The organism is Margalitia sp. FSL K6-0131 (assembly GCF_038008735.1).
GTDB lineage: Bacteria > Bacillota > Bacilli > Bacillales > Bacillaceae_C > Margalitia > Margalitia shackletonii.
The window spans coordinates 2940304-2955098 of record NZ_JBBOZS010000001.1 but is presented as its reverse complement, the minus strand read 5'-3'; the positions used below and the strand labels follow the sequence as shown (position 1 = coordinate 2955098).

General features: G+C 37.1%; 13 protein-coding genes and 1 riboswitch. Of the genes, 11 read left to right on the top strand and 2 right to left on the bottom strand.

The features are described from left to right. The first annotated feature begins 946 nt into the window (after positions 1 to 946). Positions 947 to 2197 (top strand): serpin family protein, encoded by a 1251-nt coding sequence (locus tag NSQ59_RS14445; protein WP_340831970.1) that lies wholly within the window; start codon positions 947 to 949, stop codon positions 2195 to 2197. A 416-nt stretch (positions 2198 to 2613) separates the two neighbouring features. Here NSQ59_RS14445 and NSQ59_RS14440 read toward each other — a convergent pair whose 3' ends face one another. Together NSQ59_RS14440 and NSQ59_RS14435 are read right to left on the bottom strand one after the other, a co-directional pair. Continuing rightward, positions 2614 to 4023, bottom strand: coding sequence for an MDR family MFS transporter (locus NSQ59_RS14440; RefSeq protein WP_340831968.1), 1410 nt, complete (start codon positions 4021 to 4023; stop codon positions 2614 to 2616). A 155-nt stretch (positions 4024 to 4178) separates the two neighbouring features. Further along, positions 4179 to 4646 carry a MarR family transcriptional regulator gene (locus NSQ59_RS14435; RefSeq protein WP_340831966.1) on the bottom strand — a complete coding sequence of 156 codons (468 nt, stop codon included), beginning with the start codon at positions 4644 to 4646 and terminating at the stop codon, positions 4179 to 4181. 240 nt (positions 4647 to 4886) lie between these two features. Between NSQ59_RS14435 and NSQ59_RS14430 the strand changes: the two genes are divergently transcribed. From NSQ59_RS14430 to tenA, 10 genes are all read left to right on the top strand, one after another. Continuing rightward, the gene (locus tag NSQ59_RS14430; RefSeq protein ID WP_340831964.1) at positions 4887 to 5543 is read left to right on the top strand and encodes an RNA polymerase sigma factor; all 657 of its coding nucleotides are present in this window, start codon (positions 4887 to 4889) and stop codon (positions 5541 to 5543) included. A 57-nt stretch (positions 5544 to 5600) separates the two neighbouring features. Next, the gene (locus tag NSQ59_RS14425) at positions 5601 to 5963 is read left to right on the top strand and encodes a VOC family protein (RefSeq protein WP_340831960.1); all 363 of its coding nucleotides are present in this window, start codon (positions 5601 to 5603) and stop codon (positions 5961 to 5963) included. A gap of 30 nt (positions 5964 to 5993) precedes the next feature. Then, complete coding sequence (locus NSQ59_RS14420; RefSeq protein ID WP_340831958.1) at positions 5994 to 6410, top strand: VOC family protein; 417 nt, start codon at positions 5994 to 5996, stop codon at positions 6408 to 6410. A gap of 380 nt (positions 6411 to 6790) precedes the next feature. After that, positions 6791 to 6979, top strand: a complete 189-nt coding sequence (locus NSQ59_RS14415; RefSeq protein WP_340831956.1) for an alpha/beta fold hydrolase — start codon at positions 6791 to 6793, stop codon at positions 6977 to 6979. Between the two features lie 512 nt (positions 6980 to 7491). Continuing rightward, on the top strand, positions 7492 to 8499 hold the full coding sequence (locus NSQ59_RS14410; RefSeq protein WP_340831954.1) for a Gfo/Idh/MocA family protein: 1008 nt from the start codon (positions 7492 to 7494) through the stop codon (positions 8497 to 8499). Between the two features lie 164 nt (positions 8500 to 8663). Beyond that, a complete protein-coding gene (locus NSQ59_RS14405) occupies positions 8664 to 9641 on the top strand; it encodes an ABC transporter substrate-binding protein (protein ID WP_340831952.1) in 978 nt (325 codons plus the stop codon). Positions 9642 to 9719: 78 nt separating this feature from the next. Next, a complete protein-coding gene (locus NSQ59_RS14400) occupies positions 9720 to 11210 on the top strand; it encodes a sugar ABC transporter ATP-binding protein (protein WP_340831950.1) in 1491 nt (496 codons plus the stop codon). 17 nt (positions 11211 to 11227) lie between these two features. After that, positions 11228 to 12253 carry an ABC transporter permease gene (locus NSQ59_RS14395; protein ID WP_235950758.1) on the top strand — a complete coding sequence of 342 codons (1026 nt, stop codon included), beginning with the start codon at positions 11228 to 11230 and terminating at the stop codon, positions 12251 to 12253. A gap of 48 nt (positions 12254 to 12301) precedes the next feature. Continuing rightward, positions 12302 to 13621: an alpha-glucosidase/alpha-galactosidase gene (locus tag NSQ59_RS14390; RefSeq protein WP_340831947.1), complete on the top strand. Its 1320-nt coding sequence runs from the start codon at positions 12302 to 12304 to the stop codon at positions 13619 to 13621. Between the two features lie 190 nt (positions 13622 to 13811). Beyond that, positions 13812 to 13919: riboswitch (TPP riboswitch) on the top strand. Between the two features lie 119 nt (positions 13920 to 14038). Continuing rightward, positions 14039 to 14740: a thiaminase II gene (tenA, locus tag NSQ59_RS14385; RefSeq protein WP_340831946.1), complete on the top strand. Its 702-nt coding sequence runs from the start codon at positions 14039 to 14041 to the stop codon at positions 14738 to 14740. Positions 14741 to 14795: the final 55 nt, after the last annotated feature.

Genomic DNA, 14795 nt, shown 5'->3' with positions numbered 1-14795 from the left:
TTGTGGGCACATTCCGTGATTGATTGTTACCGTATTCTCGGGATTTCCTTTGTAACGGTCACAATAAGTCCATGATTGTTACCGTAGTCGCAGAAATTGCTTCGTAACGGTCACAATCAGTCTATAATCGTTACCGTAGTCGCGGGATTTCCTCCGCAACGGTCACAATCAGTCTATGATCGTTACCGTAGTCGCGGGAATTCCTCCGTAACGGGCACAATAAGTTAATGATTGTTACCGTAGTCGCAGAATTTCCTTCGTAACGGTCACAATAAGCCAATGATTGTTACCGTAGTCGCGGGAATTCCTCCGTAACGGTCACAATAAGTCCATGATCGTTACCGTAGTCGCGGGAATTCCTCCGTAACGGGCACAATAAGTTAATGATTGTTACCGTAGTCGCAGAATTTCCTTCGTAACGGTCACAATAAGTCCATGATTGTTACCGTAGTCGCAGAATTTCCTTCGTAACGGTCACAATAAGTCCATGATTGTTACCGTAGCCGTAGAATTTCCTTCGTAACGGTCACAATAAGTCTATAATCGTTACCGTGGTCGCGGGAATTCCTCTGCTACAGGCAGATAATATCTTTAAAATATTCCTGACAGTCTGCAATTCTTGGATTAGCGATATAATGACCGCCTTCTACCTGAATTGTTTGGCCAATGAATTAAGATTCATGGGAAGCAAGGAATAGAAGGTATAACCAATATTGTCCGATTCACCTTAATGGGGAAGGGCATTAAATTTTTCGAAACCAGGTGCTACAGCGTTACTTTTCCTTAAACACGTCCCATTTCCTCTTTTTATATGAATCTATTAAATATTTTAATTTACAAAAATTTGACTAAAACAAAATTGATTAATTATCTAAAATGGAAATAACAATAAATTGTAACCTTATTCTTCCTATCTCAGTCTAATGTTGTAAGGACGGTGAGGAATATGAAGAAATTGGTTTATCCTTTACTGATAGCGTGTTTCTTATTGATTTTGCCTGGCTGTGGAACCAAAAAGGAAGCAGATGGTCTAGAGATTTCAAGTAATGTGGAGTTTGGTAAAGAAGACTACCAAAGAATCGTTTCTTCACAAAATGAATTAGGATTTGATTGGTTACAACATGTGGTAGCTGATAAAAACGAAAATGTAATTATTTCCCCAGCCAGCTTATTTATGGCATTGTCTATGGCTTATAATGGGGCAGACGGAGTGACAAAGGATGAAATTGCAAAGGTTTTGCATGTGGGTGGGTTAAATAACAGTGAGCTAAATAAAGCGAATGCTTCATTAATGTCCATGCTCCATAATAATTCAGAAAAAGTCCAGCTCAATGTTGCCAACTCTATTTGGTTGAACAATAATTACCACTTTCAAGACGATTTCTCTAAGAATAACAAAGATTATTTTAATGCAAAGATTCAAGAAATCGATATTAAGAATCCGAATGCACCAGATAAAATTAATGGTTGGGTCAAAAAGGCAACTAATAACAACATAAAAGATTTAGTAGATGCACCTTTAAGTTCTGATTTAATCACCATACTGATCAACGCTGTTTATTTCAAAGGGAATTGGCAGTATGAATTTGATAAAAAGCATACAGAGAAGAAAACGTTTCATTTAAAGGATGGGGCCACCAAAAAAGTTCCTCTTATGAAACTCAATAAAGAGTTGGATTATTTGGAAACAGAGGACTTTCAAGCCGTGGCACTTCCTTATGGAGATGGTGAAACGAGCATGGTAGTATTTTTGCCGAAAGAAAATACTCGTTTGGATGAATTTCAAAAGAAATTAAATGCTGATAATTGGAAGCAATGGCAAGCGCAATTTATGCCAAGACAAGGAACTTTCATGCTGCCGAAATTTAAATTTGAACACGAGATTGAGTTGAATGATACATTAGAAAAACTCGGTATGAAATCAGCATTCACTAGTGATGCTAATTTTTCAAAAATGGTAAAAGAAACGATTCCTATTCAAATCAGCGAAGTAAAACAAAAGACTTTTATCGATGTCAATGAAAAGGGAACAGAAGCTGCCGCAGCAACTTCTGTTACGATGACAAAAGCATCTGTTCCTAGTGGTGAACCTTTCCAAATGGAGGTGAATCGTCCATTCTTCTTTGCCATTGTTGATAATAATACAACAGCAATTCTATTTATGGGCGCGATTTCTGATCCAACGGAAGCGAAATAAATCCTACGGGAAAAGAATCTATGTAAGAAACTCAGATTTTTCAGAGTAATTAGAAGAACAAATCACATGCTGATTTGTTCTTTGTTTTTTCATTTAACGGTTATCGTAAACTTGGTTGTTTTATAACCAATTCATATTATCAAAGGTATGAAATATAATTAAGAAAAATTAAGCAAAAGAGAGAATAGAACAAAAAGTACAGTATTTAGTCCAATGTTTAACTAATATCGTTTTTTTGGGTTATTTCCTATTGTTGAAATCTTTAAAATACAAGATTTAAACTACTTATTAAGTAGTCTCGCAATAGACAAAGAGGGTTTCAGTACTTTTCCATAAGTACTGAAGCCCTCTTATGATATGTTCTTAAAACACCTATAGTCAATATTTTCATAGTAGCATAAGTCGCAGGTTCTTTATTATGCATTCTTTTTATGCGTGAGGAATAAACCTGGGATGAAGATTACTGCAAGGACAATAGCGGATACTAAGAATCCGGCATGGTAACCTTTTAAACCATTGGCAATCGTTGGCTGAAATCTTTGTATGACAGTTGCGACAACGGTTGCGATAACAGCTGAACCAAAACTTGAACCAAGGTTTTCAATAATATTAATACCTACACCTGCTTCTGGAAGTTGTTTGCTGTCAAGTCCTGTATAAGCGTCACTCGTTAACGGAAGCATAATTCCTCCAAAACTGGTACCACGGATGAACAATATGATGGAAATCCAAATCATACTTGTTTTATCGGTGATAAAGATAAGCGGAATAGTTCCGATAAGCGAAAGAACAAGGCTGACCATCACCACGTATTTCGCGCCGATCTTATCAATCATTTTTCCAATCATTGGCCTGGTAACGAGCATGCCAACTCCTTGAGGGATTAACGCCAGCGCTGCTTCGATTGCCGAAAAATGACGGAAGTTTTGAAAGAACAATGGAAGTATTAACATTGGTCCCATGATAGCAATATTCGCGAAGAACAAACCGATGCTGGATGCTAAGAAGCTCTTGTGTGCAAACAATTTTATCGGAAGTACGGTTTGATTCTTTCTTATTCGATTATATACGAGGTATATTACTGCTAAAATAAGGCCAATGCCCACCCATAGAATTGTTTCGTTATTATCAAATGATGCATGGTCCGCTGCTTTCGTAATCCCGTAAATCAATGTTGCACTCATTAAGGATAAATCGATAATCCCAAAAACATCGAGTTTACTGTCTTTGTTGAATGGTTCAAAGTCTGGAATAGTTTTCCACATAAGTGGTGCAGCAATTAACATGATGAACACGTTAATGAAGAAAATCCAATGCCATGATGCACCTTGAACGATGAAGCCCCCAATTACAGGTCCTAAGATTGGGCCGAAGATCATTGGTGTGCTGACGATTGCCATCACTTTCCCTAGGTTTTCCGGACCTGCAGTTTTAACCAAGAGCGTTGACATAAGCGGGGTAATAATCCCAGCGCTAAATCCTTGAAGCAATCGGAAGAAGATGAAGCTGGAAATGTCCCAACTAATTCCGGCGAAAACAGAGATTACACCAAAAGCGATGACTGCACTGACGAAGATTTTCTTTCCATTCAATTTGTTCATAAGCCATCCAGACACTGGAACTGCCATCGCAAGGGCTAAAACGTAACCTGTAATGGCCCATTGAATAGTATCCAATGTCGTGTTGAAATCCTTAGTTAGTTTGTCGATGGCGATGTTTACCATAGTTGAGTCAAGCATTGGAGCAATTGCTCCAAGAGCAATAGCCCAGGCAGCGGTGAGAATTTCTTTTGGTAATCCTGGTTCCTTTATTTTCTCTTTTGACATATTATTCTCCTTTCAAAAGTGATTATATGTTTCCTCGTCAACAAAAAATATCATTATTTTGTTTCCTTGTCAACTAAATGTTGACAATAAAAAAGGCAGATTGTTCTCATTAGAGTCAGTCTGCCTTAGGTTTCATTATTCAAATTTATTCTGATTTAATTAATAGATATACTTTGTTTTTTTATTTCTGCATCTAAATGCCTATTATACTTTTCCACGAAGTTAAGCATACTGTCAAATTGTTCCTTGGTTACTTGTTCAAAAACTACTTTGTCCCGTTCTTGAAACTCTTTGTGCAGTTCCTCATGGATTTTATAAATTTCTTTCCCTTGCTCGGTAAGCCTAAAATAGATTTCTTTCTTGTTATCTTGCTTCTGGTAGCTTTCGATAAGCCCCTTTTTTAAAAGTTTCTTAGTTAATTTACTGATGGCACCTCTAGTCATATAAAGGGATTCCGCAAGTTTTGTCACATTGGCATCGCCATTTTTTTCAATAGATTCGATACAATGTACTTCAGAAGGCTTATAGCCCTTAAGACTCTCTTCCATCTTAGGTTTATTAAGCCAAACCATCTTGTTGTATAAGTCCCTGAAATTCATTAAGAGCTGTTCTTCTTTGTTCATGGCCTATCCTCCCACTCGTTGGTTCATTAACAATATTATATTAAATTTTGTTTCTATTTCAACAATATTAAAAGAGCTTTAAGGATTGAGCAATACTGAAAAGCCTTCATTTCTTTTGTTTGCGAACGATGGTTCCTCTAAATAATGCAACAAGAAGGATTTTTACTTTAATTACTCGAATACAAAACATATATTTCTATTTTTAATTTTATATAGGATATCCGACAAGGAGCAAATAAAATGCAGATAGATGCCTTAATAGAACCCTATCTCTCAGAGTTAAAGCGATATTGTTATATGATAACTGGCACCCCTTGGGATGGGGAAGATTTATTCCAGGATACAGTTATAAAAATAATGAGAAATTCTGCAAAACTAATGGAACATCCCAATCCTAAAGGCTATATCTTTAAAACTGCGACAAATCAATGGTACGACACAATTAGAAAAGCAAAGCGGGAGATTGTGGGATTAAGCAACAACCAAGACTTTGAAATTTCTTCCGATTATATTTTACTGGATTCAATAGAAATTCTCATATCTCTGTTGCCTTTTAAACAGGCTGCTAGCTTGCTGCTCAAAGAATATTTTGGTTTTACAGCTCGCGAAATTGCATCCATGTTGAATATGAGTAACGGCGGTGTAAAAGCTGCAATTAATAGAGCAAGAAATACTTTGTCTAATCAAAAGCATTTCGATGATAACTATTTGGAACCGACCCCCACTTTACTGAATCGATTGTTAAGTGCCATAAAAAATGATGATTTTAAAGTGGTGGTAAAAACGTATCACCTATTAGTTTCAAGGGGGATAAAAATAAATAAGAAGGATGAATTTTTTGTATTTGAAATGGTTGATCCAGATGGAAATCGATTTTTAATAAAAGAAAAAATTTAAATTTATTCGTATCCTTTCTTCTTTTCGTTTCGTTATTTAATAAAGGAGGTGTTTGTCATGAAATCAGTCAAACGAATTGATACGGTTTTCGTACCAGTTACTGATCTGCAAAAATCGGAAAAATGGTACATGAGCATTTTTCCATTTAAAGTGGTTTACCGAAGCAGTGATGGTCAGTATGTTGGATTCCGCTTTAATGAAAAAGGAGAAATGAAAACTGCGTTAACTCTTTATAAAGTTGAAAAAATGCCGGAACATCATCACATTGCATTCAACTTTTATTGTGAAGATGTTGATGGTTTTCACTCGTTCTTAGTTAATCAAAATTATCAGGTAAGCGACATTCACAGTGGGGATGGAATGAGATTTTTTGATCTATATGATCCAGATGGAAATGGATTAGGGATTGTTACTTTTTAAGAGATATCAAAAAATAATGGGGGAAAAGAAATGAATAAATTTATACAAAGAGTAGGGACTACATATATTCCTGTTAACGATATAGAAAAATCATCTTTGTGGTATCAAGAGATGTTGGGGGCTAAAGAGAATTTTCGAAATTCGGATAAAGCGATATTGGACTTTGCAAATCAAAGCTTCTTTCTTGTTAAGGCTAAATCAGAGGAACGTGCGATGTTTTTGGATCAATATGGATCGGAGCATTTTTATATGACTTTTGAAGTAAATGGAATAGAACAATTAAGGAACTTCCACTCGTTTCTTAAGGAAAGAGGCGTATCCGTAGGAGATATCGAAGATCGTGGACACCCCGGCAACAACTTTGTCTTCTTTGATATCGATGGTAATAAATTTGATGTTTGGAGTGAGTTAAGTCCAGCATTTAAAGAAAAGTATGGGATTATGTAATTTATATATCCTTATATTAATCTAATATTTCATGTAGAGTAACGCAATTTGCTGCGTTACTTTTTATTACTTTGCTCCATATGTTTAGTACTATGTAATTGTTAATGGAAAACAGCAGTCTGTATTAGCAAGAAGAGGTACTAGAGAAAAGTGGCTGACAACTCCACAAATTTTAGCTCATCCAGAACTACCCACCTATCTAAAAGAGAATATAACAGCAGCAGAAAGACTATTACAAGAAAACAGCAAATTAATTTCAGAATCTATTGAATGCTAAAAACGGGTAGTATTAGGAAGAAGGACTAGTAATCATAGGCAAATTATTTTGTGATAATACATAATACCGATCTGAATTGTATGTATAAGCGGAGGAGTTAGTAATGAAACATTATGTTGAAATTTTCGGAAAAGGAAAAGAAACCATCATTTTTTTACCTGGCACAGGATGGGCAGGAAATTTCGGAATGCCTATAGCAAGCGCATTGGATGAAAAGTTCACTATGCATATGATTGACTTGCCCGGAATTGGGAGAAGCAAAGGGAGGGATGGAGAAAAAAGCAACATTTAATGAACGAGTCAAACAAATGCTTTTTTCTGTGTGTCAAAAGTCGAATTTTATTACTGTTTTGGATTTGCGGGGCGGGTTAAATTACATTCATCGCTTTTATGTTTTTATTAGAATAATAGCAACGAAGTTCCCAGTGAAATACCCCACACTATGATTCTTCAACATTATTCCTCACTTTTTATATCTAGTTATTTTCATCTACAATCAAACATTCACAAGGAAATTAATACTGCGAAATATATAGTTGATTTTTACCAGTAAGCTCTCTAATAATTTAATATTTCGGTGCAAGATCTTTACTAGTTTTTGGAAGATGATTAATCCTCCAATACTTTTTTGACTGATTAGTTCTATTTAAATATTTGCCAACGTAGAAATGGGTACAAAAGACCATAAAAAAGTAGGAATATCTTATTCTAAAAAATGGATATTCATATACACTACTCTGCTTCACGTTGTTCCATGAATAATCCAAGGAACCATATAAATGGGTTAAGAGGGGGGTATGTCTATTGGGTATTAAAGTTGGTATTATTGGATGCGGTTCCATCGCAAGACTTCGTCATGCACCAGAGTATAAAGTAAACCCGCATGTCGATGAGATTGTCTTCTTCGACCGTAATCCGGAAAGAGCAAGGGAATTGGCAAACATGTTTGATGGCAGTGCAGTTGAAAAGGTAGAAGAACTTTATAAGGATCCAAAGATAGTGGCAATTAGTGATTGTTCCTCCAATGATGCACATCATATTTATACTTCGAATGCTTTGCTAAATGGGAAGCATGTTCTATGTGAAAAGCCTTTGGCTATTAATGTTGAGTATGCTGAAATAATCCTCAAAGCGCAAAAGCAGTCTGGAAAGATATTAATGGTAGATCATAATCAACGATTTACGAAGGCGCATCATAAGGCTAAGGAAATCATCGAAAAAAAGGAATTGGGTGAAGTGTTAACTTTTAAGACGACATTTGGACATAAAGGACCGGAAAGCTGGGGCACGGAGAAGTCGAATGCAACTTGGTTTTTTAAAAAAGAACGATCTTCCTTAGGTGTTGCCGGAGATCTGGGAATTCATAAAATCGATCTCATTCACTATTTATTAGATGATGTAGTAGAAGAAGTGAAGTCATTCCATGGTGCTTTGGATAAAGTTGACGAAAATGGAGATCGTATTAAGGTTTGTGACAATGTAGTTTGTGCTTTAAAAACAAAAAGCGGCCGTATTGGAACGGCTTCCTTCTCATGGACATATTACGGTGCCGAGGATAACTCCACCATCATCTATTGTCAAAAAGGGATTATCAAAATCTATCATCATCCAGATTACCCGCTTTTGATTGAAACGAAGGATGGGGACGTAATCAAATACGAAATAGAATCTATTCAAACTAATGATAACCAAACAAGTACTGGTGTGATTGATGCTTTTATAGAATCGATCCTTTATGATAAAGAGCCTCCTATTACTGGCCAAGAGGCACTCGCATCACTAAAGGTGATAGAGAAAATCATAGGTGGATAAGTTATCTGGAAGTTTCGGTATAAGAAAAAAATTGGTTTCATAAAATGTAGTAATTATTCTTTATAGGATCAAAGAGGGAACGTGCCCGTAAACAAAAAAATTGCACTAGAAAGGTCAATAGAATTACTTTTTAATAGTTTGTAAATTTTAAGGGGGAAAGTCTAGTGAAGAAGACTTTATCGTTGATGGTGCTTGTCTTTTTAATAATGGTGCCTCTTCTTACTGCTTGCGGCGGTGAAAAATCATCGGGCAACAATGGAAATGACGGAAGATCAGGAACAAAAAAACATAAGATTGGGATTCTGGCACCGGCTGTTACACATGGCTGGGTGGCTGCAGTTGCCTATAATGCAGAGTTGCGGGCAAAGGAATTAGGAAAACAGATAGAGTACAAAATTGAGACTAGTAATAATGCAGAAGAAATGACTTCCCAACTTGATGATTTAAAAACATGGGGAGCAGAAGCGATTGTAGCATTTCCGCAATGGGAAGGCATGGAGGTACCGATAAAGCAGGCATTGGATGCAGGAATTAAAATCATTAACTTTGATATCAAAATCAATGTTGATGGTGTCTACCGAGTAGCAGGGGACAACAAGGATATGGGTATTCAAGGAGCTAAGTATGTTGTCGATAAAATCGGAAAAACAGGAACGGTAGTCATGCTGGAGGTACCGTCATCCGGGTCTGTTTCCGAATTAAGAAAACAAGGTTTTGTTGATACGATGAAAGAGATTGCACCTGATGTGAAGATTCTCTCTTATGCTACGAAATTTACACGCGAAGACGGGCTAAAAGACTTTTCGGATATCCTAACGAAAAATAAAAAGATTGATGCTGTTTACTCCATGGATGATGAAACCTCCATCGGTGTACTGCAAGCAATTAAGGAAGCAGGGAGAACCGATATTAAAGTCGTCACAGGTGGCGGTGGAATGCAAGAATATTTTAAAATGATGCCGGATAACAATGACATTTGGATCGAGTCAGCACTATATAGTCCGGCAATGGTAAAAGATGCGGTGGATATTGCGTTGAAACTGTTAAACGGAGAAGATGTACCAAAAGAGACCATCATTCCTACTACAATTGTTGACAAATCTAATTATGAAAAATACTTAGACGATAAATCTCCATATTAATCTATGTTTCTATAGAAAGATAAACAAATGAGGGGTTATGGCATAGCTATAACCTCTTTTTACAAAGGGGTGGATGCCATGTTCGTAGAAATGAAAAATATTAGAAAGTCCTTTGGAAGCAATGCAGTATTAAAAGATGTATCGTTCACTCTGAAAGGCGGAGAAATTTGTGCGCTGCTTGGGGAAAATGGAGCGGGAAAATCTACATTGATGAACATACTTGGCGGCGTTCACCAAATGGATTCAGGAAGCATAAGTCTAGATGGCAAACAGGTAAAGTTTGCCACTCCTGCACAATCACAGGAGGCTGGAATTGCCTTTATCCATCAAGAGTTGAACCTCATCAATGATTTACCAATTTATGAAAATATGTTTCTTGGCAGAGAACTAAAAACAAAAAGAGGAAGACTGGACTTAGAAAGAATGATGAATGAAACAAAAGAAGTATTTAAACAAATGAATGTCCAGCTAGATCCGAAAACATTTGTGTCTGACCTAGATGCTTCCTATAAACAAATCGTAGAAATATGCAGGGCAATGATGATGAATGCATCTATTATTATAATGGATGAACCTACTACCTCTTTAACCGACCAAGAAATTGAACGAGTCTTTTCAATGATGAAAACGCTAAAGGATAAGAATGTTGGGATTATTTTTATCTCCCATAAACTGAATGAAGTAATGAGTGTTTGTGATAGATTCACGGTACTAAGAGATGGCGGGCTTGTTGCAGAGGGAAACATCAATGAAGTGACAACAAATGATTTGGCACGGCACATGGTGGGATATGAGGTTAGGACAGGTTCCCTTTTAAAGGAGAAAAAACTGGGAAAGGAAGTTTTACGAGTAGAGGGACTTACCAACAACCGAGACTATCGCGATATTCATTTTTCAATTAAAGCGGGTGAAGTCCTTGGGGTGACAGGACTCTTAGGGGACGGAAGAAGTGAACTATTTCAAACAATCTTTGGCGTAGATAAACCTTCATCAGGCAAAATTTTCTTAAATGGTATAGAGGTAAAAATAAAAAGCACTGCCCATGCAATCAAAGAAGGAATTGCGTATCTGCCGAGAAACAGAAAAGAAAACGGTATTATCAAAGATATGAATATTCTAGAAAATGCTTCTATCGTGACTTGGCCAATATTTTCAAAGCGCGGAATGATTGATACAAAAAAACATATAGCAGAATTTGAGCAACAAAGAAACGCTTTGCGAATCAAGATGGGAAAGGAAACGGACAGCATTAACAGCCTTTCAGGAGGAAATCAACAAAAAGTGGTTTTATCCAAATGGCTGATGGCAAAGCCGAAGCTGCTGATCTTAGACAACCCTACTCAAGGTGTGGATGTCGGAGCGAAAGAAGATATTTACAATATTATCTTAAAACTTGCTGAAGAAAACATTGCCATCATTGTGCTTTCCAGTGAAGGACAAGAAATCATCCGCGTCTGTGACCGGGCGCTTGTTATGTACCATGGAGTGATTCAAGGGGAAGTATCCGGAGAAACAATGACAGAGCAACATATCATGAGTCTTGCTACTGGTGGCCAGTTGACGAAGTAAGGGAGGGGATGTTGGAGATGAATAAAAATTTTTTTCGATGGTTTCGTCATAAATGGAAGGAGTCTCCACTATTTAGTACGGCCATTGCGCTCATTATTATGGTGATTCTGCAGACATTGGTACTGGGATTTAATTATGATTCATTCGGCAGCTGGTTTCAGTCCTGGATCAATAACTGGATTAATATCCTGAGAAATAACGCAGGGATAGGAATCATTGCATTAGGGATGACGTTTGTTATTATGACCGCAGGGATTGATTTATCGGTGGGATCTACATTAGTAGCTACTGGAGCATTTGCAATGATCCTTTTGGATACAGGATCGAAAGGACTTTTGGCGCAAATAGGAATTACGGGAATTCCTGCATATCTTATTGCGGTTTTACTGGTATTAGTTTTCGGCTATTTGTTAGGTTCTTTGATAGGAGTCACCATTACTAAAGGGAAAACTCCTCCATTTATTATTACTTTAGGCGCGATGATGATCTTTAGGAGCGTTACCCAACAATTCATGCAAGGTTACAACCCGACAGTGCCGATGGATTTCTTACAAGTTTCCAATCTCAGCATTGGAGGATATTTGATTATGCCGATTCTATATTGGGCTATCATTGCATATATCCTTTATTATGTCTCTAAGCGAACCGTTTTCGGGAGACAAGTCATTGCGGTCGGTTCCAATGAAAAATCGGCAAAGCTATCCGGAGTAAATGTAGATAAAATTAAGGTACGAGTATATGCATTAATGGGGATTCTTGTTTCCATTGCGGCTATTCTTCAAGTGACTAGGATAGGTTCCATGGACTTTGCAAACGCTGGAAGAGGAGCAGAAATGGATGCTATTGCTGCAGCGGTAGTAGGTGGAACAAGCCTGATGGGCGGAAGAGGATTTATTATCGGTACCATCTATGGGATGTTAATTATTGCGGTAATGAATAATTTATTGAATTTATTTGGAGTGCCGCCGTTTTTAAGAGAGGCGTTTAAAGGGATTATAGTGATTGGAGCTGTGCTTCTGCAAAGGAAGGAAAAATCAGCTTAAGAGTGGAATAGTTTAATAGAAAAAATTCTGTTAAATAAGGAGAGAATAATGTCTAAAATTACGTTTTTAGGAGCGGGAAGTACTGTATTTGCAAAGAATGTCCTGGGAGATTGTATGTTAGTTCCAGCTTTAGAAGGCTTTGAATTTGCGTTGTTTGATATTGATGAACAGCGTTTAAGCGATTCAGAAAAAATGCTGACTAATTTAAAAGAAAACCTAAACAAAAACATTCAAATCAAAGCGTATCATGATCGGAAAGAGGCACTTAGGGATGCAAAATACGTCATCAATGCCATTCAAGTAGGCGGATACAAACCAAGTACGGTTATTGATTTTGAGATTCCGAAAAAATATGGTTTAAGACAAACGATTGCAGATACGGTCGGAATAGGCGGAATCTTCCGTAATCTGCGCACCATTCCGGTAATGCTTGATTTTGCAAAGGATATGGAAGAAGTGTGTCCTAATGCATTATTCCTCAATTACACGAATCCAATGGCGGTTTTAACTGGGGTTATGAATCGTTTTACAAATATCAAAACGGTTGGATTATGTCATAGTGTCCAAGTTTGTACAAAAGAGTTATTTCGTTCATTAGGGATGGATCCAAAAGGAGTACAGGAAAAGATTGCTGGCATTAACCATATGGCATGGTTGTTAGAAGTAAAAAAGGATGGGAAAGATCTATATCCTGAAATAAAGAAAAGAGCGAAAGAAAAACAAAAAACAAAGCACCATGATATGGTCCGATTCGAATTGATGGATAAGTTTGGCTACTATGTAACGGAATCATCCGAACACAATGCTGAATACCATCCATATTTTATAAAATCAAGGTATCCAGAGCTGATAGACAAGTACAATATTCCACTTGATGAATATCCGCGCAGATGTGTGAACCAAATAGAAAATTGGGAAAGAATGAGAGAGGATTTAGTAAATAACAAGTCATTAGACCATACTCGTACAAAAGAATACGGCTCAAGAATTATCGAAGCAATTGAAACAGATATTCCATTTAAATTTGGCGGAAATGTGCTCAATACAGGAAGACTTATTAGCAACCTACCTGAAAAAGCATGTGTAGAAGTTCCATGTATTGCAGATCGCAGCGGCATCACTCCTACCTATGTAGGGGATCTCCCAGAGCAATTAGCAGCACTTAACCGAACAAATATCAATACTCAACTGCTCACCATAGAGGCAGCCATTACTGGAAAGCGGGAACACATTTATCAAGCAGCTATGCTGGATCCACATACATCAGCTGAATTATCGTTGGATGATATCGTTTCGTTATGTGATGATTTAATCGAAGCGCATGGGGAATGGCTGCCGAAGTTTGATGGATCACCAGTGTTAGTTTGATGATAAGTATTTATCATGTATGAAGTGGTTAAAAGTTGGATCCGTGAAGATCTAAAAATACTTAAATATCATTTTAAATAAGTAAGATAGTTGAAAGGAAATAAGACATTACTAGACAATATATCTTCTTGACATATATTTAAATCATGCTATGATAATAGCGAAATATTGTTGGAAAACTTAATATTTTTTTAACCACTAGGGGTGCCATTTAAATGGCTGAGATTAAAGTGTGACTTTGAGACTCTTAGAACCTGATCTGGTTTATACCAGCGTAGGGAAGTGGAACAAGGAAATTTTTTGTGTATTTTAATTTCCATATAAAACCACTTTCTTGAGCGTTGAGAAAGTGGTTTTTTGTTGCACTTTGAAAAGATCTATGGATGCACAACAAAATGATTTTTTGGAGGAGATCGTATGAATTTTTCAGAACAGTTACGACAAGAAGTGGATACCATTTGGGAAGCTAGTTTTCATCATCCTTTTGTGACGGGAATTGCAGATGGAAGCCTATCATTGGAAAGTTTTCGATATTATGTGTTACAGGATTCGTATTATCTTTCTCATTTTGCAAGGGTGCAAGCTTATGGGGCAGCTAAGGCACCAGATTTACATACAACGGCACGTATGGCGGTCCACGCACAAGGGACGGCTGAAGCCGAGCTTAAACTACATGCTCATTTTTCTAAACAATTGGGGATCACAGAAGCTGAAAGAGAGGAATTTAAGCCTGCACCGACAGCTTATGCTTATACATCTCATCTGTACCGTGCGGCATTTGCAGGTCATATCGGTGATATAATTGCTGCCTTATTGCCGTGCTATTGGCTTTATGATGAAATTGGGCAGCGATTAAAGGGAAATACACCAGAGGAACCAATTTACCAAGAATGGATTGCGGCATATGGCGGTGAGTGGTTTCATGAAAAAGTGATGGAGCAAATCCAGCGTATTGACGAGATTGCCAAGCAAGTAACGGATTCGGATTTAGAACGAATGACACAACATTTTATCATAAGCAGTCAATACGAATACTCCTTTTGGGAAATGGCTTATCGGATGGAAGATTGGCCGATTAAGCAAAAGGTCAACAGTTTATTGATAGCTGATTTGGAATAGGAAAAAGATTGCACTCTTATTAAATATGAAATAGAGTACGAGATTTATCAAATAT

Bases quoted from the DNA above. Each gene is read 5' to 3' on its own strand.
- NSQ59_RS14445 (WP_340831970.1), top strand. From the start codon at position 947: ATGAAGAAATTGGTTTATCCTTTACTGATAGCGTGTTTCTTATTGATT.
- NSQ59_RS14440 (WP_340831968.1), bottom strand. From the start codon at position 4,023: ATGTCAAAAGAGAAAATAAAGGAACCAGGATTACCAAAAGAAATTCTC.
- NSQ59_RS14395 (WP_235950758.1), top strand. From the start codon at position 11,228: ATGAATAAAAATTTTTTTCGATGGTTTCGTCATAAATGGAAGGAGTCT.
- NSQ59_RS14400 (WP_340831950.1), top strand. From the start codon at position 9,720: ATGTTCGTAGAAATGAAAAATATTAGAAAGTCCTTTGGAAGCAATGCA.
- tenA (WP_340831946.1), top strand. From the start codon at position 14,039: ATGAATTTTTCAGAACAGTTACGACAAGAAGTGGATACCATTTGGGAA.
- NSQ59_RS14430 (WP_340831964.1), top strand. From the start codon at position 4,887: ATGCAGATAGATGCCTTAATAGAACCCTATCTCTCAGAGTTAAAGCGA.
- NSQ59_RS14435 (WP_340831966.1), bottom strand. From the start codon at position 4,646: ATGAACAAAGAAGAACAGCTCTTAATGAATTTCAGGGACTTATACAAC.
- NSQ59_RS14390 (WP_340831947.1), top strand. From the start codon at position 12,302: ATGTCTAAAATTACGTTTTTAGGAGCGGGAAGTACTGTATTTGCAAAG.
- NSQ59_RS14425 (WP_340831960.1), top strand. From the start codon at position 5,601: ATGAAATCAGTCAAACGAATTGATACGGTTTTCGTACCAGTTACTGAT.
- NSQ59_RS14420 (WP_340831958.1), top strand. From the start codon at position 5,994: ATGAATAAATTTATACAAAGAGTAGGGACTACATATATTCCTGTTAAC.
- NSQ59_RS14415 (WP_340831956.1), top strand. From the start codon at position 6,791: ATGAAACATTATGTTGAAATTTTCGGAAAAGGAAAAGAAACCATCATT.